The organism is Pseudoxanthomonas sp. UC19_8 (genome assembly GCF_042700505.1).
Taxonomy (GTDB): Bacteria; Pseudomonadota; Gammaproteobacteria; order Xanthomonadales; family Xanthomonadaceae; genus Pseudoxanthomonas_A; species Pseudoxanthomonas_A winnipegensis.
Map to the genome: position 1 here is coordinate 2,519,780 of NZ_CP170559.1, position 24,491 is coordinate 2,544,270.

Genomic DNA, 24,491 nt, shown 5'->3' on the forward strand with positions numbered 1-24,491 from the left:
TCCCTCTCCCCTCAATCGCTAGCCGCGATTTCGAGCTCCCCTGCGCTGCGCGCAAGGGAGGGGGCGAAGCTCAGTCCTTCGGCGGGCCCTTGCGGTGCGGCTTGGCCGCCGGCTTGAAGCCGGGCTTGCCGCCCGGGCGCGGCTTGCCCGCGCCGGGGCGGGCCGAGGCCGGGCGGAAGCCGCGCGGGGCCTCATCGCCAGCGTCCTCGCCGACCTTGTGGATCTTCAGCTGCTGGCCCGACACCCAGACCTTCTTCAGATGGGTCAGGGTCTCGCGCGGCATGCCCTCGGGCAGATCCAGGATCGAGTAATCGTCCTGGATGTCGATGCGGCCGATGTAGCGGCTCTCCAGCCCGGCCTCGTTGGCGATGGCGCCGACGATGTTGGCCGGCTTGACGCCATGGGCGTGGCCGACCTCGATGCGGTAGCGCTCCATGCCGACCTCGGCCTCGCCGGCCGGCGCGCGCCGCGGCCGTTCGGCCGGGGCCTCGTCGAAGGACGCAGGCGCCGGGCGCTCCGGGCGCGCGCGTTCGCTCCGCTCGCCCGGCTCGAAACGCGGCGGACGCTCGCCGCGTTCGGCGCGCTCGGGGCGCGGCGCACGCTCGTAGCGCTCGCTGCGCTCCGGACGCGCGGCGCGCTCGGGACGCTCGCCGCGCGGCGCGCGGTCTGCGGCCGACAGCAGCAGCGGCGTGTCGCCCTGCAGCAGCCGCGCCAGCGCCGCGGCGATGTCCACCGCCGGCACGTTGTGCTCGCGCTCGTAGGTCTCGATCAGCGCGCGGTACTCGCCCGCCTCGCCGGTGGCCAGCGTGTCGGTGATGCGCGCCAGGAACCGCGCCACGCGGCGGTCGTTGACCGCCTCGACCGTGGGCAGCTGCATCTCGGTGATCGGCTGGCGCGTGGCGCGCTCGATCGCGCGCAGCATCGACTTCTCGCGCGGGGTCACGAACAGGATCGCCTCGCCGCTGCGCCCGGCGCGGCCGGTGCGGCCGATGCGGTGGACGTAGCTCTCGGTGTCGTAGGGGATGTCGTAGTTCAGCACGTGGCTGATGCGCTCCACGTCCAGCCCGCGCGCGGCCACGTCGGTGGCCACCAGGATGTCCAGCTTGCCGTCCTTGAGTTGGGCGATGGTCTTCTCGCGCTGCGCCTGCTGCATGTCGCCGTTGATCGCCGCGGCGGCCAGACCGCGGGCCTGCAGCTTCTCGGCCAGCTCCTCGGTGCCGGCCTTGGTGCGGGCGAAGATGATCATGGCATCGAAGGTCTCGGCCTCCAGGATGCGGGTCAGCGCGTCGAGCTTGTGCAGGCCCGAGACGAACCAGTAACGCTGGCTGATGTTGGCCGACGTCGTGGTCTTGGACGCGATGGTGACTTCGGCCGGATCGTTGAGATAGGTCTGGGCGATGCGGCGGATCTGCGCCGGCATGGTCGCCGAGAACAGCGCCACCTGGCGAGTGGGCGGCGTCTTCTGCAGCACGGTCTCGACGTCGTCGATGAAGCCCATGCGCAACATCTCGTCGGCCTCGTCCAGCACCAGCGTGGTCAGGCCGGACAGATCCAGCGAGCCGCGCTCCAGGTGATCGATCACCCGGCCCGGCGTGCCGACCACCACGTGCACGCCGCGCTTGAGCGCCTGCAGCTGCGGGTAGTAGCTCTGCCCGCCGTAGATGGGCAGGACGTGGAAGCCGGGGATCTTGGCCGCGTACTTCTGGAACGCCTCGGCCACCTGGATGGCCAGCTCGCGCGTGGGCGCCAGCACCAGCACCTGCGGCTTGCCGGCCGACAGGTCCAGGTTGGACAGCACCGGCAGGGCGAACGCCGCGGTCTTGCCGGTGCCGGTCTGCGCGGTGCCCAGCACATCGCGCCCGGCCAGCATCGCCGGGATGGTGGCGGCCTGGATGGGCGAAGGCGACTCGTAGCCGACGGCGACCAGGGCGGCCTGGACCGGCGCGGACAGGCCAAGGGCGGAGAACGGCACCGCGGGTGCGGCAGTTTCGGAAGACATGATGCAGCTCGCTTGAAGACGCGTAACGGCCGCCTATTGTGCGCCCTGGCGGCCCGACGCGCTTTGAATGGCGCTTTCCGCCGGATTCGGGCCCTGACCCACCCGGCAGGGTCCGCGGCACCCGGACCGGCGAATTAGTGCTGCAGGTGGTGCCGCAAGGCCTGCCGGAAGGGCGGCACCGCCGCGGCCAGGCGCAGCGCGCCGCCGCGCAGCAGGCGCGCGCCCGGGCGCTCGTCCGCGTACAGCCGCGCCACCAGCTGGGTGGCCGCGTACAGCGGCCAGGTCGCGCGCCGGTGGGCGCGGGCGTAGGCCTGCAGCGGCGCCGGATCGCCCGCATCCGCGTGGCCGTCCAGCGCATCGGCCAGGCGCCCCACCCCGCCCAGGCCGAAGTTGAAGCCGTGCGCGGTCACCGGGTGCATGCCCACCGCCGCATCGCCGGCCAGGGCGAAGCGGGCCCCGGCCAGGCGCCGGGCGTAGCTGGACACGAGCGGATAGACATGGCGTGTGCTGGCCAGGCGCATCGCGCCCAGGCGGCCTTCGCACAGGCGCGAGACCTCGGCCGAGAAGGTTGTCTCGTCCAGCTGCAGCATCGCCGCGGCGCGCTGCGGGCTCAGGGTCAGCACCAGCGAGGACACCGCGCCGGTCAGCGGCAGCAGCGCCACCGTCGCCCCGTAGGCGAACCACTCCAGCGCCACGCCGTGGTGCGGCTGGGTGTGGGCCACGTGGCAGACCAGCATGCTGCGGCCCAGCTCGTGCAGCTCGGCGCCGACGCCCAGCTGCCGGCGCAGCGCGGACAGGCGCCCGTCCGCGGCCACCAGCAGGTCGGCCTGCAGGACCAGGCCGTCGTCCAGCGTAACCTCGACCCGGTCGCGATGGCGGCGCAGGCAGGCCACGCCGGCGCCGTCGAGCAGGGTCACGCCCGGATACGCCAGTGCGGCATCGAATGCCGCCCGCCGCAGGCGGTGGTTGGCCACCAACCAGCCCAGCGGCGCGTCCTCGCCTTCCCGGCCGCCGATGTCCAGGGCGAACGGCGACACGCCGTCCTGCACCCGCGCCTGGCGCAGCGGCGAGATCGTCCGCGCGTCCAGCCGCGGCCAGACCGAAAGCGCCTCCAGCACCTGCCGCGAGGCATGGGTCAGGGCGATCTCGCGGCCGTCGAAGGCAGGCGCCTCCAGCGCCGCGCGCGGCTGGCGATCGACCACCGCGACGCGGCGCCCCTGCACGGCCAGCGCGCGCGCCAGGCACAGCCCGACCGGGCCCGCCCCGCCAATGACCACGTCGAACCGCATGTGCGCACCCATCAGGATGAGAATGGCTCGCATCCTAGCGGGATCGGTGCGCGCCGCATTGATCTGGCGCAAGGCCGGCTGTGACAAGCGGCGCGTCGGCGCGAATCACCCTGGCATCGACGCACACTGCCCCTTCTTCCATGGACGACCTCGCCATGCCCTCGGCCACCGCGCCTGACCCCGCTGCCCAGACGCGCTTCCAGTCCCTGCTGGAGGCCCATCGCGGCATCGTGCTCAAGGTCGCGGCCAGCTACGCCTTCCATCCCGAGGACCGGGCCGAGCTGGCGCAGGAGATCGCCGCGCAGCTGTGGCGCGCGTTCCCGCGCTACGACGGCGACCGCCCGTTCTCGACCTGGATGTACCGCATCGCGCTGAACGTGGCGATCTCGCAGGTGCGCGGCCACACGCTGCGCCAGCGCCACGCCTTGCCGATGGACGAGGACCTGCACGACCTGGCCGATCCCAACGCGGCCGATCCCGAACGCGACCAGCAGCTGCGTCTGCTGCGCGACTTCATGGCCCGCCAGCCGCCGCTGGAGCGCGCCCTGCTGGTGCTGTACCTGGAAGACCGCCCCACGCGCGAGATCGCCGAGATCCTGGGCCTGACCCAGACCAATGTCACCACCAAGATCGCGCGGCTCAAGCAGCGCATCCGCGCCGAACTCTGACCACTGCCGCCTCCTCCACCCTGGACTTCCCACATGGACCACATCATGGAACCCGACGAACTCAAGGCCGCCTGGCAAACCCTGGGCCGCCGCATCGAACATTCCGACACGCTGGCCCGGCAGCTGCTGCGCGAACGCGGGCTGGACCGGGTGCGCAGCAACATGCGCTGGATGTATGCGGGCAAGATCGCGCAGATCCTGTTCGGCGATGCGCTGATCTACTTCGGCATCACCACCGGCCTCAAGCACCTGGCCACCCCGCACCTGCTGGCCTGCAGCGTGCTCATGCTGGCCTATGGCGTGCTGACCCTGGTGCTGGCCGGCCTGACGCTGAGCCGGATCTCGAAGATCGACTACGCCGCGCCGGTGCTGGACATCCAGCGACGCGCCCTGGGCCTGGTGCGGCTGCAGAGCCTGGCCAACCGGTGGCTGGGACTGCCGTGGTGGTTCCTGTGGATCGCCATCTTCGTCCTGGAGGTGAAGGCCAATCTGGGCGTGGACCTGTTCGTCACCGCGCCGGCCTTCGTCTGGGTCAGCGCCGCCGTCGGCGCGATCGGCCTGATCGCGACCCTGGCGTATCTGCGCCGCCGCGACGCTCGCCTGGGCGAGGGGAACGACGCGCCGCGCAGCCTGCGCGACGCCCGGCGCACCCTGGACGAGCTGCACGCCTTCGAACGCGAATGAGCGCCGCGGCCCGGGGCGGGGCCTGTCATCCGTCCCCGCTCGGGCCCTAGACTGCGCGCATGCAGATCCTCGAATTCGATCTCGACGGCGAATACGTCGAACTCCACATCCTGCTCAAGCTGTGCGGGCTGGTCGACAGCGGCGGCATGGGCAAGCAGGTGGTCGCCAGCGGCGTGGTCAGCGTCGATGGCGCCCAGGAGCTGCGCAAGACCGCCAAGATCCGCGCCGGCCAGGTCGTGCGGGTGGACGATCAGGTCGAGATCCGGGTGATGGATCCGGCCTGAGCCTGACGGCGCCGGCCATCAGGCCTGGCGTTCGCTTCCCGGCGCGTGGCGGGCAAGGATGACGCGGATCCGGTCCCGCGCGTGTTCCGCATCCTCAGGCGCCGCCTGGGACACGATGTCCGCGCACAGCGCATCGAACTGCTTGCGGAAGATGCGCGGCTCGCGCAGATGCGTGACCCACTCGGCCACGTCGCGTTCCAGCCGATCCAGTGCGGCGTCCAGCGCCTGGCGTGTCAGGGTCATGGCGAACCTCCCGGCAGATCGATCTGCACCTGGTGGACCGCGCCGTCGTCGTGCAGCGAGAAACGGTTGCCCGGCTGGCGCACGCCGTCCACCGACAGCGACGGGGCGGCCGCCTCCCCGTAACGCACCGTGATGGCGTAGGTGGCCTGGCCAGCGGCGTATTGCAGGCTGAAGGTCTCCCAGCCGGCCGGCACGCGCGGTTCCAGCGTCAGCATCTCGCCTTCGCGCCGCAAACCCAGCAGCGATTCGAGCAGCAGCCGGTACATCCAGCCGGCCGAGCCGGTGTACCAGGTCCAGCCGCCGCTGCCGGCGTGGTCGCCCACGGCATAGACGTCGGCGGCCATGACATAGGGCTCGACCCGGTAGCGCGCCACGCCTTGCGCATCGCGCGCATGGTGGATGGGGTTGATCATCTCCAGCAGCTGCCAGGCGCGTTCGACCTGCCCCAGTTCGGCGAAGGCCATCACCGTCCACACAGCGGCATGGGTGTACTGGCCGCCGTTCTCGCGCACGCCGGGCACGTAGCCTCGGATGTAGCCCGGGTCCGGGCCGTGGCGATCGAACGGCGGATCCAGCAGTTGGATGATGCCCACCTCGGGCTTGACCAGATGCGTGTCCAGCGCGGTCATCGCCTGCTGCACGCGCTGGGCCTGGCCGGCGCCGGACAGCACCGCCCAGCTCTGCGAGATCGAATCGATCCGGCATTCCTGCGCCTGCGCCGAGCCCAGCGGCGTGCCGTCGTCGAACCACGCGCGCCGGTACCAGCCGCCGTCCCAGGCGTGCTCCTCGATGCGCGCGGCCAGCGTGTCGGCCTGCGCCTGGCACCAGTCCGCGAACGCGCTCTCCCCGCGCCGCTGCGCCACCGGGACGAAGGCCTTGAGCACGTGGATCAGGAAAAAGCCCAGCCAGACGCTCTCGCCGCGACTGTGCTCGCCGACCTTGTTCATGCCGTCGTTCCAGTCGCCGGTGCCCATCAGCGGCAGGCCACGCTCGCCGAGCAGGCGACAGCCGCGGCGCAGCGCCAGCACGCAGTGCTCGTACAGGCTGGCATCGCCGGCCGAGACCACCGGCAGGTCGTAGTAGGACTCCTCGTCGTCGTTGACCAGGCGGCCCTGGACGAAGCGCGCGCGCGCCTCCAGCACGCCCCAGTCCTGGGTGACGTCCAGATAGCGACAGGTCGCCAGCGGCAGCCACAGGTAGTCGTCCGAGCAGCGCGTGCGCACGCCGCGTCCGGTCGGCGGATGCCACCAGTGCATGGCATCGCCCTGCGGGAACTGCTGGGCGGCCGCGCGCAGCAGGTGTTCGCGGGTGACCTGCGGCAGGGCATGGACCATGGCCATGCAGTCCTGCAGCTGGTCGCGGAAGCCCCAGGCACCGCCGGACTGGTAGAAGCCGCTGCGGCCGAAGTAGCGGCTGGCGATCACCTGATAGAGCAGCCAGCCGTTGACCAGCAGGTCGAAGGCCGGATCGGGCGTGTTGACCCGGATGCCGCCCAGCACGCCGCGCCAGTGGATGCGCACGCGGTCCAGCGCATCGTGCGCCGCACCGGCGCCGCGGGTGCGCCGCGCCAATTCGAGCGTGGCGCCGACATCGGCCGCCATGCCCAGCCGGAAGGTGGTCTCGAAGCTGCCGCCGGCCTCCAGCGCGATCGGCACCTGCAGCGCGGCGCAGGCGTCCAGTCCGGGACCGAAGCGGCCCGACAGCCCCTCGCGGCGCAGCCCGGCCGGCGCGGCCAGGCTGCCGTTGCGGCCCAGGAACTCGAGCCGGTCGGCGGTGAACTGGCGCAGCAGCGTGCCGTCTTCCGGATTGACCCCGGCATCGACGTCGAAGAACGCGCAGCGCCCCTCGAAATCGCCGTTGAACGGATTGCGCGCGGTGAGCACGCCGCTGGCGATGTCCACGTCGGTGATCAGATGCATCTGAGAGCGGCTGCGCAGGTCGGCCAGCACCCATTCGACATAGCCGGTGGCGCTGAGCCGGCGCGCGCGGCCGGACAGGTTGCGCAGCCTGAGCACGCTGTACTTCACCGCCAGCTCCGCATCCACGTACAGCCACAGCTCGCTGTGGATGCCGTCCTCGACGTGCTCGAACACGCTGTAGCCGAAGCCATGGCGCACCCGGTACGCGCCGCTGCCCGGGCACGGCAGCGGCGTGGGCGACCACAGATGGCCACTGTCCTCGTCGCGCAGGTAGAACGCCTCGCCGCTGCTGTCGCACACCGGGTCGTTGTCCCAGGGCGTGAGGCGGTATTCGTGGGCGTTCTCGCCCCAGCTGTAGCCGGCGCCGGATTCGGTCACCACCGCGCCCAGCACCGGGTTGGCCAGCAGGTTGGACCACGGCGCCGGCGTCGGCCGGCCGGGCGCCACGGTGATCACGTACTCGCGGCCATCGGCGCTGAAGCCGCCGGTGCCGTTGTCGAACTGCAGCGGCCCGGCCTGCAGCGGCTCGAACGGCCAGGGATCCTCGTCGGCCGGATCGGTCTGCACCGCGGGCGGCAGCCCGGCAACGGCGCCCTCGCCCGCCCGCCAGGCGGCCGGTCGCGGCGGCGGCGCCGGCAGCGGCGCGGGCGGCTCGCGCTCCAGCACCGGCAGGCGATCGACCTGCTCGGCCAGGGTGCCGGCGCGGTCGGTCAGCACCACGCGTGCCACCGACAGCAGCAGCACGCGGTCTTCCTGGCCCAGCTGCTGCACGGCGCGCACGAAGATGCCGCCGCGCCGCTCCAGCACCTCGGCGCGCTGGTCGCGCGCCAGCAGCGCCAGGATCTGCTCCTGCAGCTGCTGACGGTAGCCGGCCTGGCTCTCGTTCCAGATCACCAGGTCGGTCTCCAGGCCCTTCAGACGCCAGTACTGGTGCGCCTGCACGACCTGTTCGACCAGCGGCAGGTGGTCCACGTCGGAGACCTGCAGCAGCACGATGGGCAGATCGCCGGAGATCGCCTGCGCCCACAGCGCCGGCTGGGCGCGGCGGTTCTGGCGCAGGGTGTCGGCGTCGGCGCGCAGCACCGGGTCGGGCTGCAGCACCAGCGCGGCCAGGCGCTCGTAGACCTGCACGTCGGCCTCGTGCGCGTTGATCTGGCGGTGCACGACCTGGCTGTGGGTCCAGGCCAGGTCGAACACGCGGTCGGCCAGGCGCCGGTCGCGATACTTCTCGATCAGCGCATCGCAGGCGGCCTCGTCCTCGCCCACGCCGGTGACCAGGTCGAGCACGGCCTGCTGGCCGGGCTGCAGGGTGATGCGCACGCGGATGGCGACGATCGGGTCGAGCACCGAGCCTTCGCTGTTGTCCAGCGCCAGACGCTCCATCGCCAGCGGCCGCGCCGCGCTGCGCCCGCGGCCGATGAAGCGGGCGCGGTCGGTCTCGTAGGAGATCTGTTCGATGTCGCAGTCGTGCGCGGCCACCAGATGCAGCAGCTGCGGCGGCCGCTCGCCGGCCTCGCGCGCGCGGCGCCGGCAGACGATGGCCTGCTTGGCGGCCAGGATGCGGGTCTGCACGAACAGGTTGCCGAAGGCAGGGTGCGCCTCGTCGGCACGCGGCGCCTGCAGCACGACCTCGGCATAGGTGGTGACCTCGACGGTGCGCGGATGGCGCGCGCGGTTCTTCAGGCGCAGGCGGCGCAGCTCGATGTCGTCCTCGGCCGACACGGCGATCTCCAGATGGCTGTCGATGCCGCGGTGGCGCACGCGGAACTCGGCCTTGGCCTGGGAGAAGATCGCCTCGAAGTGCTGGGTGCGCACGCAGGTGGGCTGATACGCGGCCGACCAGTACTCGCCCGATTCGGCATCCCGCAGATAGCAGAAGCTGCCGTAGGCATCGCGCGTGGGATCCTCGCGCCAGCGCGTGAGCGCGGTGCCTTCCAGGCGCGTATAGCCGCCGCCGGCCACGGTGAGCATGGCGTGGTAGCGCCCGTTGGACAGCAGCTGCACCTCCGGGCGCGGGCCGTCGGGATCGCGCAGGATGCGCAGCTGCGGGCCAGCCGCGGCCGCCGCGCCGTCGGCGGGGCTGGGCGCCTCGGACTCGTGCGCCGGCACCACCCCGGCGGCGGGCATGCGCTCCTGCAGCAGCAGCAGGGCCGCGCGCAGCGCCGGGTCGGCGGCGAAACGCTTCTGCATCGGCTGTTCGACCAGCAGATGGTCCAGCGACAGCAGCGCCATGCCCTGGTGATGGGCCATGTAGGAGCGGATCACCACGTGGCGTTCGCCGCGCGGCAGGCGCTCGGCCGTGTAGTCCACCGCCTCGTACATGCCGAACGCGCCGGAGAAGCCCTGCGCGGCCATCGCCTGCAGGTTCTCCAGCGCCGCCGGCGGATGCACCATCAGCGCCATCACCGTGGCGTAGGGCGCGATCACCGCGTCCTGCGCCAGGCCGCGCTTGAGCCCCAGTCCCGGCACGCCGAAGGCGCGGTACTGGTAGTTCATGTTCACGTCCACGGCGTTGTAGCCGGACTCGGACACGCCCCAGGCGATCTGCCGCGCCTGGCCGTATTCGATCTGCGCCTGGACCACGCCGTGCGCGGTCTGGTCGAGCAGCGAGCCGGGGTAGCTGGGCATCACCAGCTGCGGCATCAGGTACTCGAACATCGAGCCGCTCCAGGACACCAGCACCGGCTCGCCGCCGCCCTCGGTCAGCAGCCGGCCCAGGGCGAACCAGCTCTCCTGCGGCAGCTGGCCCTGGGCGATGGCCACGAAGCAGCCCAGCCGCGCCTCGGAGGCCAGCAGGTCGTAGAAGCCCGCGTCCAGGCGGCTCTCATCGACGTTGTAGCCGATCGACAGCATTCGCTGCGCCGGGTCGTAGAGGAAGCGATAGTCCTGCTCGGCGTGCCGGGCGGCCAGTTCGGCCAGCGCTTCCAGCTCGTCCAGCTGGCGCGCCGCGAGGCCGCCGGGCTCGGCATCGGCCAGCGCGCGCAGGGTGACAGGCGCGGCCTGCTCGCCGGCCGGCAGGGGGCCGGCCTGTTCCAGCATCGCCAGCGCGGACTGGCAGGCCTCCAGCAGGCGCGCCGGCCAGTCGATGGGCGCACGCGGCAGCGCGGCCTGCGTGGCGGCGGCGTCCAGCGCCTGCGCGCGTTCGAGCAGCGTGCGGACCTGCGCCAGCCGCTCGGGCGAGAGCGTTTGCTCATCCGTGCGCAGCGACCGCAGCGTGTCGGCGAAGGCCTGCAGCGGGGCGGCCAGCGCCTCGCCCAGACCGGCGCGCTGGGCATCGTCTTCCAGCGCACCCAGCGTGTCGGCCAGGCCGTCGAAGGTCTTGGGCGCCAGCAGCGGCGCATCGGCCAGCTGCAGCAGACCCTGGCGCAGGGTCAGCAGATGGCCGGTGAGGTTGCCGCTGTCCACGGTGGACACGTAGCGCGGCGCCAGCGGACGCAGCGTGTCGGTGGTGTACCAGTTGTAGAGGTGGCCTCGGTAGCGTTCCAGCCGGCCCAGCGTGTCCAGCGCGCCGCGCACGCGCGTCAGCACGCCGGGCAGCTGCAGATAGCCCAGGTCCCAGGCCGAGAGGTTGGCCAGCAGCGACAGGCCGATGTTGGTCGGCGAGGTCCGCCTGGCCAGCACCTGCGCCGGATGTTCCTGCAGGTTGTCCGGCGGCAGCCAGTGTTCCTGCGGGCCGACCCAGGTCTCGAAGAAGGCCCAGGTGCGCCGCGCCAGCTGGCCCAGGAAGCGGCGCTGTTCGTCGTCCAGATGGGTCGAGGCCGCCGGCGGGCGCCGGCCCAGCCAGCCCATCAGCCAGGGCGAGGCCGCCCACAGCGCCAGGCACGGCACGGCCGCCGGCAGCGCCCACGGCTGCAGCAGCGCCACGGCCACCAGCACGAACACGGCGAACACCGTCACCGGCCACATCAGCGCCACTTCCGGCATCTGCCCGCGCACGCTGCGCTCGACATCGCGCGAGACGTTCCACTGCAGCAGGTGCCGGCGCGAGACCGCCAGGCGCCACAGCGTGCGCACGATCGCCAGCGCATTGCTGCCGGCCTGGTGCGGCAGGCAGGCGAAGGTCACCGCGGAGCGGCGCAGCTCGCGCAGCGTGCGTGTGCGCAGCAGCGACAGGTGCGCATCCAGCGGCAGCTCGCCCGGGCCGGCCAGCGCATCGCGCAGCGCCGCCAGCAGCGGCGGCAGCCACCAAGGGCACAGCAGCCACAGCGTCCACACCACCGGGGCGGGCACCGCGCACCAGCCGGCCACCAGCAGGGTCAGCGCGGCGATCGGCACCAGGCTGCGGCGCAGGTTGTCGGCCAGCTTGCCGCGCGAGAGCCAGGACAGCGGGCTGCGCTCCCAGCCGCGCGCGGTCGGCACGCGCGGCAGCAGCCACGGCAGCAGCTGCCAGTCGCCGCGCACCCAGCGCTGGCGGCGCTTGGCATCGGCGAAATAGCGCTCGGGATAGTCCTCGTACAGGCGCACCTGGCTGACCAGCCCGGCGCGCGCGTAGCAGCCTTCCAGCAGGTCGTGGCTGAGGATGGCGTTGTCGGGCATGCGCCGGGCCAAGACCTGCTCGAAGGCCTCGACCTCGTAGATGCCCTTGCCGACGAAGGAGCCTTCGGCGAACAGGTCCTGGTACACATCGGAGATGGTGCGCGTATACGGGTCGATGCCCGCCTCGCTGCCGAACATGCGCGCATAGCGCGAGCGCAGCGCCATCGCGCTGCCCAGGCCCGGCTGCAGGATGCCGTAGCCGCGCACCACCGTGCGCGTGTCCGGATCGACCACCGGCCGGTTGAGCGGATGGGCCATGGTGCCCACCAGCGCGCGCGCGGACTCCAGCGGCAGCTGGGTATCGGCATCCAGAGTGATGACATAGCGCACCCCGCGCAGCACCTCGGTGCGCCCGACGATGCAGCTGAACGGCGCGGCGTCGCCCTCGCGCAGCAGCGCGTTGAGCGCGGCCAGCTTGCCGCGCTTGCGCTCCAGGCCCATCCAGCGGCCCTCGTGCGGATTCCACTGGCGCGGGCGGTGGAACAGGTAGAACAGCTCGCCTTCGGCCGCATCGCGGCCCTGTCCGTGGCGGGCGTTGAGCGCGGCGATGCGCGCCTGGGCATGGGCCAGCACGGCCGCGTCCTGCGGCAGGTGTTCCTGCGCGGCATCGGCGAAGTCGGTCAGCAGGCCGAAGTGCAGATGCGGCCCGCGGTTGGCCAGGAACCGCACCTCCAGCGCATCGACCAGTTCATCGACCGCCTCGGTGTCGGGGATCATCGAGGGCACGATCACCAGCGTGCGCGCCTGCGCCGGGATGCCGGCCTGGTAATCCAGGCTGGGCAGCGGATGCGGCGTCGCCAGGTTGCTCGCGGTCCAGTTGACCAGCGCCACGCCCAGCTCGCTGAAGGCCAGCAGCGCCAGCACCGCCGCGCCGGCCACCCAGCCCCAGGCCGGCACGGACGGGGCCAGGGTGCTGGCCAGCAGGCCGGCGGCGAACAGCGCGGCGAACACCGCGATCGGCCCGACATAGGCCAGCAGCGGCACCGGCCTTACATCGGGCAGCAGCCGGCGCCAGCCGCGGCCGGCCAGCGTGCGCGCGATCTCGCGCGCGCCGTCGCCCAGCAGCCACCAGCCGACGTGGCCGTGGCCCTCCGGCGCCGCGGCCGCGGCCGCGCGTGCGCGTTCCAGCACCATCGCGGCGATCTCGCCTTCCGGCCGCCCGGCGCGCCGGGCCACGGTCTCGACCACGCGCCGGTACTGGTCGCGACTGGCGAAGTCCATGGCCGGATAGGTGCCGTCCGGGTCCTGGCGCAGCAGGTGTTCGATCACGCTGCAGCGCTCGACGAAGCCGCGCCAGTCCATGCTGGTGATGAAGCGCAGGCTGCCGATGCTGTTGCGGATCGAGGCCTGCGCGGCGGCCTGGCGGATGCTCTCGCGCTGGACCACGGCCTCGAGCGAGCGCCCGCTCTCGGCCACCCACTGCTCCACCCAGTCGATCGGCATGTGCGTGGCGAAGTTGCCGCCGCGCAGGTGGCGCAGCAGTTCGGACACGAAGGCCCCGCGCACCGGCGGCTGCGAGCGCAGCATGTCGGCCAGCACCAGCACCACGTCCTTGGGCGCGCGCTGGGCGGCTTCGGCCATGCGCTTGGCCCAGGCCTGGGCCAGGCGGTGATCGCCGACGTCGCGGGTGATGCGCGCCGCGATGCGGCGCAGGTTCTCGATCACCGCCAGACGCAGCATGATCGGCACCGCCCACAGCTCGCCGATGCTCAGCGCCTGCTCCTGCTGATAGCCCTTGACCAGGCGCTCCAGGGTCTCGGCATCGACCTGGCCATCCCCGTGGGACACCGCCTGCATGGCCAGGTCGTAGACCCGCGGCAGGCCGGCCGACGGCCCGCTGGCCAGCGCCGGCAGCGCCCGGCTGTAGCCGCTGGGCAGGTGGCGCCGCGCCAGCCGCACCTGCTCGTCGATCAGGTAGTAGTTGTCCAGCAGCCATTCGCCGGCCGGCACCATCGGCAGCTTGTCGCGGGCGAAGGCGTCCAGGGCCTGGACCGCGCCCTCGAGCACCGCGCCGTTCTCGGCCAGCCGCGCCAGCATCCGCTCCGGCCCCTGCCCGGCCTGCAGCGTGTGCTGCTGGGACAGGCGCCGGCCCAGCTGTTCCATCTGGGTGGCGTTGAACAGCTGGGCGCGCAGCGGCGGCTCGGGCGTGGCGGTGCGGACCGCGTCGCGGTGGCGCTGCCGCCAACGCGCCAGCAACCGCCTCAAGATCCTCCTGCCCCGCCGCCGCCACCCTGCACGCATCTGACATCCCGTTGATCAGTGGAAGGAAGGCGCGCACCTCTTGCCGGGCAACGATGCGCGACCGCTGCCTTGAAGAGACCAAGCGCCTTCCGGAGATCCTTGATCCCCCGCCCACGCCCTGGGCAGGGAGCCAAAGACAAACAGGCCGAAGCGAATGCCTCGGCCTGTCAGCTGATACGCCAGCACGCGTGATCGCCCCGTGGCGGACGCGTCGGGCCTGCCCGCACTCAGTGCTTGGGGCGACGGGCCGCGTCTGCCGCCTTGCCCACGTCCTGCTGGACCTTACCGGCGTTCTTCTCCAGCTTGCCGGCCACTTCCTTGGTCTTGTTGCCGGTCAGCTTGCCGGCGGCTTCCTTCAGGCCGCCCTTGACCTGGTGCTTGGCACCTTCCACGCGATTCTTGTCCATCGTGCGTACTCGCTCGAGCTCGCCACACATGTGGCGCAGACCGTGTAGACCCGCGCGCGCAATGCAGGAGTGAAAAAAGTGCACGGACGCCTTCACGCGCACCGATGGATCGGCGTGCGGCACCGGTCCGCCGTGCGGCGGTCATGGCTTTCTGCCAAGCTCGAAGGCCCCTCATCGCCTGTGTCCCGCATGTTTTCGTCTGCTTTTCGGGCCGCGTGGCTGGCCGGCCTGTTGCTGCTGTCGGCCTGCACCTCCGCGCCGACCCGGCCCGCGTCCCCCGACCCGGTCCTGCTGATCTCCATCGACGCCCTGCGCGCCAGTTACCTGGGCCGGGGCGACACGCCGCACCTGGATACGCTGGCGCGCGACGGCGTGCGCGCGCAGTGGATGACACCCTCGTACCCGACGCTGACCTTCCCCAACCACTACACCCTGGTCACCGGCCAGCGCCCGGACCACCACGGGGTGATCCACAACTCCATGCGCGAGGCAGGCCTGGGCGAATTCAAGGTCGCCGACACCCAGGCTACCGGGGATGCGCGCTGGTGGAGCGAGGCCACGCCGATCTGGGTCACGGCCGAACAGCACGGCCTGAAGACCGCGATCTGGGCCTGGCCGGGCAGCAGCGCGCCCATCGGCGGCGTGCGCCCCAACGAATACCGCCTGTTCGATACCGCCATCCCGGCCGCCACCCGCGCCGCCGATGTGGCCGGCTGGCTGACCGGACCGGTCCAGGCACGGCCGGCGCTGGCCGCGCTGTATATGGAGGACGTGGACGAGGAGGGCCACAACCACGGCCCCGATTCGCCGCAGGTGCGCGAGGCCCTGCACCGCGTGGACGCGGCGGTGGGCGCGCTGCTGGACACGCTGCGGGCGCACGGCCAGCTGGAGCGCACCAACATCGTGATCGTCTCCGACCACGGCATGGCCACCGTCGCCCCCGAGCATGTGGTCGCGGTGGAGGACATGGTCAGTAAGCAGGAGGCGGTGGTGGTGTCGGTCGGCCAGGTGGTCGGCGTGCAGCCCAACCCGGGCTTCGAGGCGGCGGTCGAGGCGCGCCTGCTCGGCCGCCATCCGCCCTACACCTGCTGGCGCAAGGGCGAACTGCCGGCGCGCTGGCACTACGGCAGCAACGCGCGCATCCCGCCGATCGTGTGCCAGATGGACGAGGGCTGGGACGCCCTGCCGGCCGAACAGGCCGCGCGCCGCCGCCTGCTCGGCCACGACCGCGGCTCGCACGGCTACGACCCGGCACTGGAATCGATGCGCGCCATCTTCATCGCCCACGGTCCAGCGTTCCGGCGCGGCGTGGTGCTGCCGGCGTTCGACAATGTCGATGTCTATCCGCTGCTGGCGCGCCTGCTGCAGGTGCCGCCCCAGCCCAACGACGGCACGCTGGCGCCGCTGCAGGCAGGGCTGCAGCCGCCCGCGCATTGATGTCCGAAAACGGCCAGTAGGGCCGCATGGCCGGTGCTAGCCTGCCGGCCATGTCCTCGCCCCTGCCCGATGCCGCCCTGTGCGAACGCGCCCGCCTGAGCCGCGATGCGCGCTTCGACGGGCTGTTCTTCACCGCCGTGTCCAGCACCGGGATCTATTGCCGCCCGGTGTGCCCGGCGCCGGCGCCGCGGCGCGAGAACGTCAGCTACTTCCCGTCCGCCGCCGCGGCCGAGGCCGCCGGCTACCGTCCCTGTCTGCGCTGCCGCCCCGAGCTGTCGCCCGAGCACGGCGCCTGGCGCCGCGGCGACGACGCGGTGGCGCGTGCGCTCAAGCTGATCGACGCCGGCCTGCTGACCGATGCCCCGCTGGCGGCGCTGGCGCAGCGCCTGGCCTTGAGCGAACGCCAGCTGCGACGGCTGTTCGCCGATCGCCTGGGCACCTCGCCGCTGGGCGTGCACGCCACGCGCCGGCTGCTGTTCGCCAAGCAGCTGCTGACCGAGACCGCCCTGCCGATCACCGACGTGGCCATGGCCGCCGGCTTCGGCAGCCTGCGGCGCTTCAACACCGTGTTCAAGGAGGCCTATCGCATGGCCCCGCGCGAGCTGCGCAAGCGCGAGGTGCCGGCGGCGGCCGACGAGACCCTGGTGCTGCGCCTGGGCTATCGCCCGCCGTACGACTTCGGCGCGATGCTCGACTTCCTGCGCGGGCGCGCACTGCCGGGCGTGGAGCATGTCGATGCGATCTCCTACGCGCGCGTGGTCGGCCCGATCGAGTCCCCTGGCTGGCTGCGCGTCAGCGCCTGGCCGCGCGGCGAACACGCGCTGCGGCTGGAACTGCAGCGGATCGCGCCGGCGCGGATGCTCGGCGTGGTCGCGCGGCTGCGGCGCATGTTCGACCTGGACGCCGATCCGCAGGCGATCGCCGCGGCGCTGGGCCACGACCCGCGCCTGGCGCCGCTGCTCGAGCGAAGGCCCGGCCTGCGCATCCCCAGCGGCTGGGATGGCTTCGAGATCGCGGTGCGCGCGGTGATCGGCCAGCAGGTCAGCGTGGCCGCCGCGCGCACCTTTACCGCCCGGCTGGCGCAGGCCTTCGGCGCGCCGCTGCCCGAGCCGCTGCGCAGCGAGGCCCACACGCATCTGTTCCCCACCCCCGAGGCGCTGGCCGACGCCGATCTCACCGCGATCGGCCTGACCCAGGCGCGCGCGGCCACGGTGCGCACGGTGGCGCGGGCGGTGCTGGACGGGCGCGTGGACTTCCGCCCGGACGCGCCGCTGGACGACTTCGTCGCGCGCTGGGTCGCCCTGCCCGGCATCGGCCCGTGGACCGCGCACTACCTGGCGCTGCGCGGGCTCGGCCATCCCGACGCCTTCCCGGCCGAAGACCTGGTCCTGCAGCGGGCACTGCCCAACGACGGCACGCGCCTGAGCGCGCGCGCGCTGGCCGCCCATGCGCAGGCCTGGCGGCCCTGGCGCGGCTACGCCGTGCTGCACCTGTGGAAGGACGCCATGCCGGCCACGCCCACCCGATCGCCCGAACGCCCTGCCAAGGACCTGCCATGACCATCTTCGAACGCCACTTCCCCAGCCCGGTCGGCCCGCTGCGCGTGGCCGCCAGCGATGCCGGCCTGCACGGCATCGAGTTCCCGGAGAACCGGCACCCGGTCAAGCGGCTGGAAGCCTGGGAACAGGGCGATCATCCGCTGCTGCGCGAGGCCCAGGCCCAGCTCGACGCCTACTTCGCCGGGCGCCTGCAGGCCTTCGATCTGCCGCTGGCGCCGCACGGCACCGCCTTCCAGCGCCAGGTCTGGCTGGCGCTGGCGCAGATCCCCTTCGGCGCCACCTGGAGCTACGCGCAGTTGGCCCAGCGCGTCGGTCGCCCCGGCGCCAGCCGCGCGGTCGGCGCGGCCAACGGCCGCAACCCGCTGCCGATCGTGCTGCCCTGCCATCGCGTGATCGGCGCCGACGGCGCGCTGACCGGCTTCGGCGGCGGCCTGCCGACCAAGCAGTTCCTGCTGCAGTTGGAGGGCGCGCTGCCGCCCGTGCCGCAGCGCGCCGGCCTGTTCAACTGACCAGGCGCGCCTGCCGGCCGTGTCGCAGGCGGGCCATGGATCGCCACGCGCGGCGCGCTACCATGCGCCTGCCTGCGGACACCGCTCCGCTCCTGCGCGCACGCCAGCCCCCCCGGGCACCGCCCCGCCCCTGGCCGCTGCGCGATCGAGCTGGAGTTCAATGCATGTCCCTGACCTCATTCCCGCACCCCTTCGCGTTCGGCCGGATCGCCCCGACGCTGCCGGTCGCCGACATCGCGCGGGCGCTGGCCTTCTACGTCGGCGTCCTGGGCTTCGCCAAGACCTTCGAGAACGGCACCCCGGTGGGCTTCGTGATCCTCAAGAAGGATGCGGCGGAGCTGCACCTTTCCCTGGACCGGACGCACAAGCCGGACCGGCGCAATCTGGCGCATCTGCTGGTCGACGACGCGGCCGGGCTCTACGCGCATCTGCAGCAGGCCGACATCCGCATCATCAAGGCGCTGCGCGATGCGGACTATGGGCTGCGCGGCTTCGTCTTCGCCGACCCGGATGGCAACCGCATCGACGTCGGCCAGCGGCTTTAGCGGCTGAAGCAGGCAGGAAGGAAGCCGCTCTCGCACATCAAGGGATCTTGGCGCGTGCGCGTGTTCTGACTTCGGAAGGGCAGCGGTCCGGCGGGCAGTGGCCGCTTGTCCCTCGATCAGGGCATCCTGCCCTGACTCGGGCGCTCGGCTCCTGCCTCGCTAGGCGCGGCCACTGCCCGCCGGCCCGCTGCCTCGTGCGTCAAGTCGAAGGACTCCGGGTTGAAGAAGTCCTGATCTTTTCTGTCGCGGGTGCCGACCCACTCCCTGTGGGAGCCGCCAATGGCGGCGATGGGGCCTTCCCGGTAAAGCCTCATCGCCGCCATTGCGTCTCCCACCTGTAGAGCGGAGCTTGCTCCGCTGGGGCTTGCCGATGATCCGGTCGAAACGCAGCGGAGCCCCCAAGAGGGGATTGCCACAAGCTCCGCTCTACAACAAGGCCGCGGCTTGACCTGAGAAACAGTTGCTCCCACCGAAGCATGCGGCGCCGTCAGTCCTTTCCCATCCTGGTGTCGGCAGACCTAGCCGAGGAGGCACGCCCGACCGGATCGGGGCTGGCCGGCGAAGTCCGCTTCACCGACCTCGCACGCCAGCCGAGAACCCAAAAGAAAACGCGGCGCCCAAGGGGCGCCGCGCTTCTGTCTGCAGAGCGATGGAAGGCGGCGATCAGCCGGCCTTGGCCACCGTCTTCTTCGCCACGGCCTTCTTGGCCGGCGACTTGGCGACCGACTTGGCGGTCACCGGCGCGGCGACGGCGGCGCCGTGCTTGCGCGAATTGCCATAGCTGGCGTTGTAGCGCTTGCCCTTGGCGGTTTTGCGATCACCCTTGCCCATCTGCGTACTCCTCGTGTTGGTGGCCCGCCGGTTGCGGCGAGTGCGCGGCCGACGTGAAGGCCGGCGCGCAGGGCCGGAGAGGCTACCACAGCCCCGCGGGGCACCACAGGCCGGCCAGGCCCTCAGTGCGCGCAGCGCGCGTCGTGGACGTGGCCGTGGTTCAGCCGCAGATTCACCAGATGCGCCACGCCCACCAGCGTGCCGCCGAAGGTCATGGCCACCGCATGCGGCACCAGACTGTGATGCAGCGGCGGGTACAGCACCGCGACCCACAGCACCGCCAGCCCGACCAGCAGCACGCCCAGCGCGCGCAGCACCCGATGCCGGCGATAGCCCGCGGCCAGACTGAACACCCCCAGCAGCGAAGCGAACACCACGAAGATCCGCTCGAAGCCCTCGCCCAGCCAGGCCGACAGCCCCAGCGCCGGGAGCAGCGCGATCAATAGCGGCAGTACCGCGCAGTGCACGGCGCAGACCAGGGAGCCGGTGGCGCCGATGCGGTCCAGCCAGGAACGGAAGGGAGAGCTCATGCGGGTGGAGTATGACTTTCGGGCCAGGCACCGAGTTGATGTCGATATATTATAACGTTAATGTTTCCTGATGACCTCCCTCCCCAGAAGTTGCCATTTATGACGCGATCTTCCTTCCGCAGCGCCGGTGTGTCCGCGCTGTCACGCGCCCCGCTCGCCGCCGCCCTCGGCCTGGCCCTGATCGGCTTCGGCGCCCATGCCCAGGAGGCGACCACCGCCCCGTCCAGCGACAGCCGCCACGGCCGCGCCGAGCATCTGCATGCCAAGGACCTGGACGCGATCAAGGTGACCGCCGACCCGTTCCGCAGCGCCGCCGACGACCTGAGCCAGCCGGTCAACGTGCTGGCCGGCGAGCGGCTCGACGAGGCGCGCGCCTCCAGCCTGGGCGAGACCCTGCAGGGCATCCCCGGCGTGCAGTCGTCCAACTTCGGTCCCGGCGTGGGCCGGCCGATCATGCGCGGCCTGGACGGCCCGCGCGTGGCGGTGATGTCCGACGGCATGATCACCCAGGACGTGTCCACCGTGAGCCAGGACCACTCCCCGGCGATCGAGCCCTTCCTGGCCGACCAGATCGAGGTGCTCAAGGGCCCGTCCACCCTGCTCTACGGCAACGGCGCCATCGGCGGCGCGGTGAACGTGGTCGACGGCCGCATCGCCGAGACGCCGGTGCAGGGCGTCACCGGCCGCGCCGAGACGCGCGTGGACTTTGGCGACAAGGACGGCCAGACCAGCATGGCGCGCATCGACGCCGGCAACGGCGGCCTGTCGATCCACGCCGACGGCGTCTACCGCAACGCCAAGGACTACGACACGCCCAAGGGGCCGCAGGCCAACACCTTCCAGGACACCAAGACCGGCTCGTTCGGCGCGTCGCTGTCCGGTGACTGGGGTTTCTTCGGCGCGTCGATCTCGCGCTTCAACGACAGCTACGGCAACCCCGGCGAGCCGGGCGACCTGGCGCAGGGCGAGCGCGGCGTGCACCTGGAGCTGCACCAGGACCGCTTCGACGTGAAGGGCGGCCTCAACGATCCCTGGGGCGCCGGCAGCGGCCTGCGCTACAGCTTCTCGCACACCCGCTACGACCACACCGAGTTCGAGGGCGAGGAAGTCGGCACCAGCTTCTTCAAGCGCGCCAACGAGGGCCGCGTGGAAGCGACCTTCAGCGCCGACAGCGGCTGGCAGAGCGCGGTCGGCCTGCAGGGCACCGACAGCACCTTCCGCGCCGTGGGCGAGGAATCCTTCGTGCCCAAGACCGACACCAAGTCGGTCGGCCTGTTCGCGGTGACCAAGAACGCCTGGGGCCGCTTCTCCACCGAGCTGGGCGCGCGCATCGACCGGGTCAAGTACGAGACCGATACCGGCCTGTCGCCCGACTTCAAGCCGGCCAGCTTCTCGGCCAGCTTCGGCTTCGGCCTGGCCGAAGGCTGGCGCCTGACCGCCAACCTGGACCACTCCGAGCGCGCGCCGGTGGAAGAAGAGCTGTTCGCCGACGGCCCGCACATCGCCACGCTGGCCTACGAGATCGGCGATGCGACCCTGGACAAGGAAAAGGCCAACCAGGCCGAGCTGGGCCTGCAGTACAGCAACGACTGGATGGATGCCAAGGTCTCGGCCTACTACAACCGCTACAACAACTTCATCTACGTGGCCGACACCGGCGGCCAGTGGTACCACGAGGAGGACGACGACTACCTGCCGATCCGCCAGTGGACCCAGGCCGATGCGACCTTCCACGGTTTCGAGGGCGAGGCCGATTTCCACCTGGCCAAGTCCGACACCGCCGGCGACTGGGATCTGCACGTGTTCGGCGACACCGTGCGCGCCCGTCTGAACGATGGCGGCAACGTGCCGCGCATCCCGCCGGGCCGTTTCGGTGCGCAGCTGCGCTGGCAGGCCACCAACTGGCGCGCCTCGCTGGGTGCCACGCGCTACATGAAGCAGGACAAGCTGGGCGCCAACGAGACCGAGACCGCCGGCTACACCATGGTCGATGCCCACCTGGCCTACCACATCGACACCGGTTCGACCGCGTGGGAAGTGTTCCTGGACGGCAACAACCTGCTCGACCAGGACGCGCGCGTGCACACCTCCTTCCTCAAGGACGATGTGATGCTGCCCGGGCGCAACGGCACCTTCGGCGTGCGCGTGTTCTTCTGATCCAAGACAGAGCGCGGCCCCTCCCACCGGAGGGGCGCGCGCTACAAGCGCACCCCATGCGTGGCGCATCTGCTCTCTCCCCGCGCTGCCGCACGGGATTGCGGGCCGGAAGACGTTCCCCTGTCTTCCGGCCCGTTTTTTTTGCACGCATCACAAGCGGGACTGAGGTCGCTTGGGTAAAGGCCTGATCCGCCAACGGCGCTGGCGCGACGTCGCCAGGCCCGCATGCGTATGGAATCCGGCGTTGCGGAAAGTCGGATTCCAGAATACGTGCATATGCATGCATCATGCGAGCCGACACCCGCCGGAGCCCCGTCATGCCCCTGCCCCCGGACACCGCCTGCACCTGCTTCCGGCTGCGCCGCGCCGCGCGCCAGGCCTCGCAGCTCTATGACCGCGCCCTGGCGGCGATCGGCCTGAGCCTCAACGAATACTCCATCCTGCGCCGCGCGCAGAAGGGCACGCGCACGCTGGGCGAACTGGCCGAGGTCTGCGGCATGGACCGCAGCACGCTCACCCGCAACCTCAGGCCGCTGCTCGCCCGTGGCCTGCTGCGCGAAGCGCGCGGCGAAGACGCGCGCCAGCGCCTGATCCAACTCACGCCCAAGGGCGAGCGCGCCATCGCCCAGGCGATCCCGCTGTGGCAGCAGGCCCAGGCGCAGATGACCGCGCTGTTCGGCGCCGGCCCGATGCGGCGCCTCAACGACGACCTGGATGCCCTGCATGCGGCGCTGCGTCCGCTGCGGGAGGCCGCATGAGCACGACCGCCCCGCGCACGCCGTGGCTGCTGCTGGCGGTGGCCTCGACGATGCTGCTGCTGACCATGGGCGTGCGCCAGACCACGGGCCTGTTCGTCAAACCCATCGCCGCCAGCACCGGGATCGGCATCGCCTCGATCAGCTTCGCGCTGGCGATCGGGCAGTTGGTGTGGGGCGCGGTGCAGCCGGTGTTCGGCGCGATCGCCGACCGCCACGGCCCGGCGCGCGTGCTGGTGTTCGGCGGCCTGCTGATGGCCGCCGGCTGCGCGCTGACCCCGTTCATGACCAGCCAGGCCGGCCTGATCCTCAGCCTGGGGCTGATGGCGGCGGCCGGCGCGGGGGCCGGCAGTTTCTCGATCCTGATCGGCGCCACCGCCCGGCACATCCCGGCGGCCAGGCGCTCCTTCGCCTCCGGCGTCATCAACGCCGGCGGCTCGCTGGGGCAGTTCCTCTTCGCACCGCTGGTGACGCTGGGCATCAGCATGGCCAGCTGGTCGGCGGCCATGTTCGGCCTGGCCTTCGCCTCGCTGCTGACGCTGCCGCTGATCGCCCCGCTGCTGAAACCGCGCCGGGGCGACCCGGCCGCGGCCATCGCCCATGCCGCCGAGGCCGCCCACCTGACCCTGCGCGAACAGCTGCGCATCGCGCTGCATGATCGCAGCTACTGGCTGCTGCATCTGGGCTTCTTCACCTGTGGGGTGCACATCGCCTTCCTGGTCACGCACCTGCCGGGCGAAGTGGCGCTGTGCGGCCTCTCGCCCAGCGTGGCCGGCACCTCGATCGCCCTGATCGGCCTGTTCAACGTCGCCGGCAGCCTGACCGCCGGCGCCCTCGGCCAGCGCATGCCGATGAGGTACGTGCTGGCCGCGATGTACGGCAGCCGCGCCCTGCTGATCGCGCTGTACCTGATCTCGCCGCCCACGCCGATGACCTTCTACCTCTTCGCCGCGGCGCTGGGCTTCACCTGGCTGGCGACCGTGCCGCCCACGGCCGGCATCATCGGCAAGCGCTTCGGACCGCGCTACCTGGGCACGCTGTTCGGCCTGACCCTGCTCTCGCACCAGATCGGCGGCTTCTTCGGCGCCTGGCTGGGCGGCGTGGCGCTGGAGCGCTCCGGAAGCTACGCGTGGATGTGGTACGCGGACATGGCGCTGGCGTTCGTGGCGGCGGTGGCGAATCTGCCGATCCGGGAGCGGGCTTTGGAAGCTCGACCAGCGCTGGCGTGAGGCTCGACCATCACTTCTTGTTGTGTGTTTAAGCAAGAGCTTTCGTGCCGCTTCGCGGCCCGACCTACTTTCTTTGCTCGTGCAAAGAAAGGTAGGCAAAGAAGCGTTTTTCCACAGACGCATGTCTGGTCAACACGCCCCGAAGCGGCACGCCTGCGCTGCGCGCAGGTCCGCTGCGGGGCGAGGGATTTTCCAAGGGGACATCCTGTCCCCTCGGAAAACGCCGCACATCCCTGTGCGGCGCCCTGCGGGTCTTGTCCTCGCCCCTCCGCCGTGCCTCACGGGGGTCTGAAAGTCCAAAGCAGAAGCAACCACAACAGCCGAAGCCGTCGTGCTTTGGCTTTTGCTTTGGTTCTTGTTTCTGCTGTTGCCCTAACCCCCCTTGAGGTCGGGCGGAGGACGACGGGTCAAACCCGAAGGGCGACGCGCAGGACGCGCGTCGTTTTTGGAAGGGACATGGATGTCCCTTCCAAAAATTCCCGGCGGCCGGAGCGGACTTTTCGCGCAGCGAAAAGCCGACCGCCGGGGTGTGCTTTCTTTGGCCTACCTTTCTTTGCACAAGCAAAGAAAGGTAGGTCGGGCGGCGAAGCCGCACGAAAGTCCTTGCTCCAGAAGCTATAAAGCCGTTGCTTATAAAGAAAAGCCCGCGAACCGCGGCCCCCAGCACAA

Annotated in this window: 17 protein-coding genes; 10 read left to right on the top strand and 7 right to left on the bottom strand. The window is 71.5% G+C overall.

Annotated elements, in window-relative coordinates:
- Window positions 1-70: 70 nt before the first annotated feature.
- Entirely contained in the window at window positions 71-1,999 is a 1,929-nt protein-coding gene (locus tag ACFJIT_RS11145) for a DEAD/DEAH box helicase (RefSeq protein ID WP_379653648.1), read from the bottom strand.
- 134 nt (window positions 2,000-2,133) lie between these two features.
- Window positions 2,134-3,321 carry a 5-demethoxyubiquinol-8 5-hydroxylase UbiM gene (gene ubiM / locus ACFJIT_RS11150; protein ID WP_379653649.1) on the bottom strand — a complete coding sequence of 396 codons (1,188 nt, stop codon included), beginning with the start codon at window positions 3,319-3,321 and terminating at the stop codon, window positions 2,134-2,136.
- A 107-nt stretch (window positions 3,322-3,428) separates the two neighbouring features.
- Between ubiM and ACFJIT_RS11155 the strand changes: the two genes are divergently transcribed.
- From ACFJIT_RS11155 to ACFJIT_RS11165, 3 genes are read left to right on the top strand one after another with little or no spacing between them, the layout of a single operon-like run.
- Entirely contained in the window at window positions 3,429-3,956 is a 528-nt protein-coding gene (locus ACFJIT_RS11155; protein WP_130519825.1) for an RNA polymerase sigma factor, read from the top strand.
- Window positions 3,957-4,001: 45 nt separating this feature from the next.
- A complete protein-coding gene (locus ACFJIT_RS11160) occupies window positions 4,002-4,640 on the top strand; it encodes a hypothetical protein (RefSeq protein ID WP_379653650.1) in 639 nt (212 codons plus the stop codon).
- 59 nt (window positions 4,641-4,699) lie between these two features.
- Complete coding sequence (locus ACFJIT_RS11165; protein ID WP_130529011.1) at window positions 4,700-4,924, top strand: RNA-binding S4 domain-containing protein; 225 nt, start codon at window positions 4,700-4,702, stop codon at window positions 4,922-4,924.
- Window positions 4,925-4,942: 18 nt separating this feature from the next.
- Here the strand turns inward: ACFJIT_RS11165 and ACFJIT_RS11170 are convergent, their stop codons facing one another.
- From ACFJIT_RS11170 to ACFJIT_RS11180, 3 genes are all read right to left on the bottom strand, one after another.
- On the bottom strand, window positions 4,943-5,167 hold the full coding sequence (locus ACFJIT_RS11170) for a hypothetical protein (protein ID WP_379653651.1): 225 nt from the start codon (window positions 5,165-5,167) through the stop codon (window positions 4,943-4,945).
- Window positions 5,164-13,827, bottom strand: a complete 8,664-nt coding sequence (locus ACFJIT_RS11175; RefSeq protein ID WP_379653652.1) for a GH36-type glycosyl hydrolase domain-containing protein — start codon at window positions 13,825-13,827, stop codon at window positions 5,164-5,166. Before ACFJIT_RS11175 ends, ACFJIT_RS11170 begins: the two co-directional genes overlap by 4 nt.
- A gap of 263 nt (window positions 13,828-14,090) precedes the next feature.
- The gene (locus tag ACFJIT_RS11180) at window positions 14,091-14,270 is read right to left on the bottom strand and encodes a CsbD family protein (RefSeq protein ID WP_130533684.1); all 180 of its coding nucleotides are present in this window, start codon (window positions 14,268-14,270) and stop codon (window positions 14,091-14,093) included.
- A 189-nt stretch (window positions 14,271-14,459) separates the two neighbouring features.
- On the opposite strand from ACFJIT_RS11180, the gene ACFJIT_RS11185 reads away from it, so the two are divergent.
- The 4 genes from ACFJIT_RS11185 to ACFJIT_RS11200 all read left to right on the top strand — a co-directional run bounded on the left by ACFJIT_RS11185 (window position 14,460) and on the right by ACFJIT_RS11200 (window position 18,320).
- Window positions 14,460-15,707: an ectonucleotide pyrophosphatase/phosphodiesterase gene (locus tag ACFJIT_RS11185; RefSeq protein ID WP_379653653.1), complete on the top strand. Its 1,248-nt coding sequence runs from the start codon at window positions 14,460-14,462 to the stop codon at window positions 15,705-15,707.
- A gap of 50 nt (window positions 15,708-15,757) precedes the next feature.
- Window positions 15,758-17,266: an AlkA N-terminal domain-containing protein gene (locus ACFJIT_RS11190; RefSeq protein ID WP_379653654.1), complete on the top strand. Its 1,509-nt coding sequence runs from the start codon at window positions 15,758-15,760 to the stop codon at window positions 17,264-17,266.
- On the top strand, window positions 17,263-17,775 hold the full coding sequence (locus tag ACFJIT_RS11195) for a methylated-DNA--[protein]-cysteine S-methyltransferase (protein ID WP_130519810.1): 513 nt from the start codon (window positions 17,263-17,265) through the stop codon (window positions 17,773-17,775). Before ACFJIT_RS11190 ends, ACFJIT_RS11195 begins: the two co-directional genes overlap by 4 nt.
- Before the next feature lie 164 nt (window positions 17,776-17,939).
- Window positions 17,940-18,320, top strand: a complete 381-nt coding sequence (locus tag ACFJIT_RS11200; protein ID WP_379653655.1) for a VOC family protein — start codon at window positions 17,940-17,942, stop codon at window positions 18,318-18,320.
- 663 nt (window positions 18,321-18,983) lie between these two features.
- On the opposite strand, the gene ACFJIT_RS11205 is transcribed toward ACFJIT_RS11200, so the two are convergent.
- Both ACFJIT_RS11205 and ACFJIT_RS11210 read right to left on the bottom strand, forming a co-directional pair.
- Entirely contained in the window at window positions 18,984-19,151 is a 168-nt protein-coding gene (locus tag ACFJIT_RS11205; RefSeq protein ID WP_130516098.1) for a 30S ribosomal protein THX, read from the bottom strand.
- 122 nt (window positions 19,152-19,273) lie between these two features.
- On the bottom strand, window positions 19,274-19,681 hold the full coding sequence (locus ACFJIT_RS11210) for a MerC domain-containing protein (RefSeq protein WP_130516096.1): 408 nt from the start codon (window positions 19,679-19,681) through the stop codon (window positions 19,274-19,276).
- Between the two features lie 99 nt (window positions 19,682-19,780).
- Between ACFJIT_RS11210 and ACFJIT_RS11215 the strand changes: the two genes are divergently transcribed.
- The 3 genes from ACFJIT_RS11215 (at window position 19,781) to ACFJIT_RS11225 (ending at window position 23,822) form a co-directional block, all read left to right on the top strand.
- On the top strand, window positions 19,781-21,838 hold the full coding sequence (locus ACFJIT_RS11215; RefSeq protein ID WP_379653656.1) for a TonB-dependent receptor: 2,058 nt from the start codon (window positions 19,781-19,783) through the stop codon (window positions 21,836-21,838).
- 317 nt (window positions 21,839-22,155) lie between these two features.
- Window positions 22,156-22,596 (top strand): MarR family winged helix-turn-helix transcriptional regulator, encoded by a 441-nt coding sequence (locus ACFJIT_RS11220; RefSeq protein ID WP_228257773.1) that lies wholly within the window; start codon window positions 22,156-22,158, stop codon window positions 22,594-22,596.
- Window positions 22,593-23,822, top strand: coding sequence for an MFS transporter (locus ACFJIT_RS11225; RefSeq protein ID WP_379653657.1), 1,230 nt, complete (start codon window positions 22,593-22,595; stop codon window positions 23,820-23,822). Before ACFJIT_RS11220 ends, ACFJIT_RS11225 begins: the two co-directional genes overlap by 4 nt.
- The last annotated feature ends 669 nt before the right edge of the window (window positions 23,823-24,491 follow it).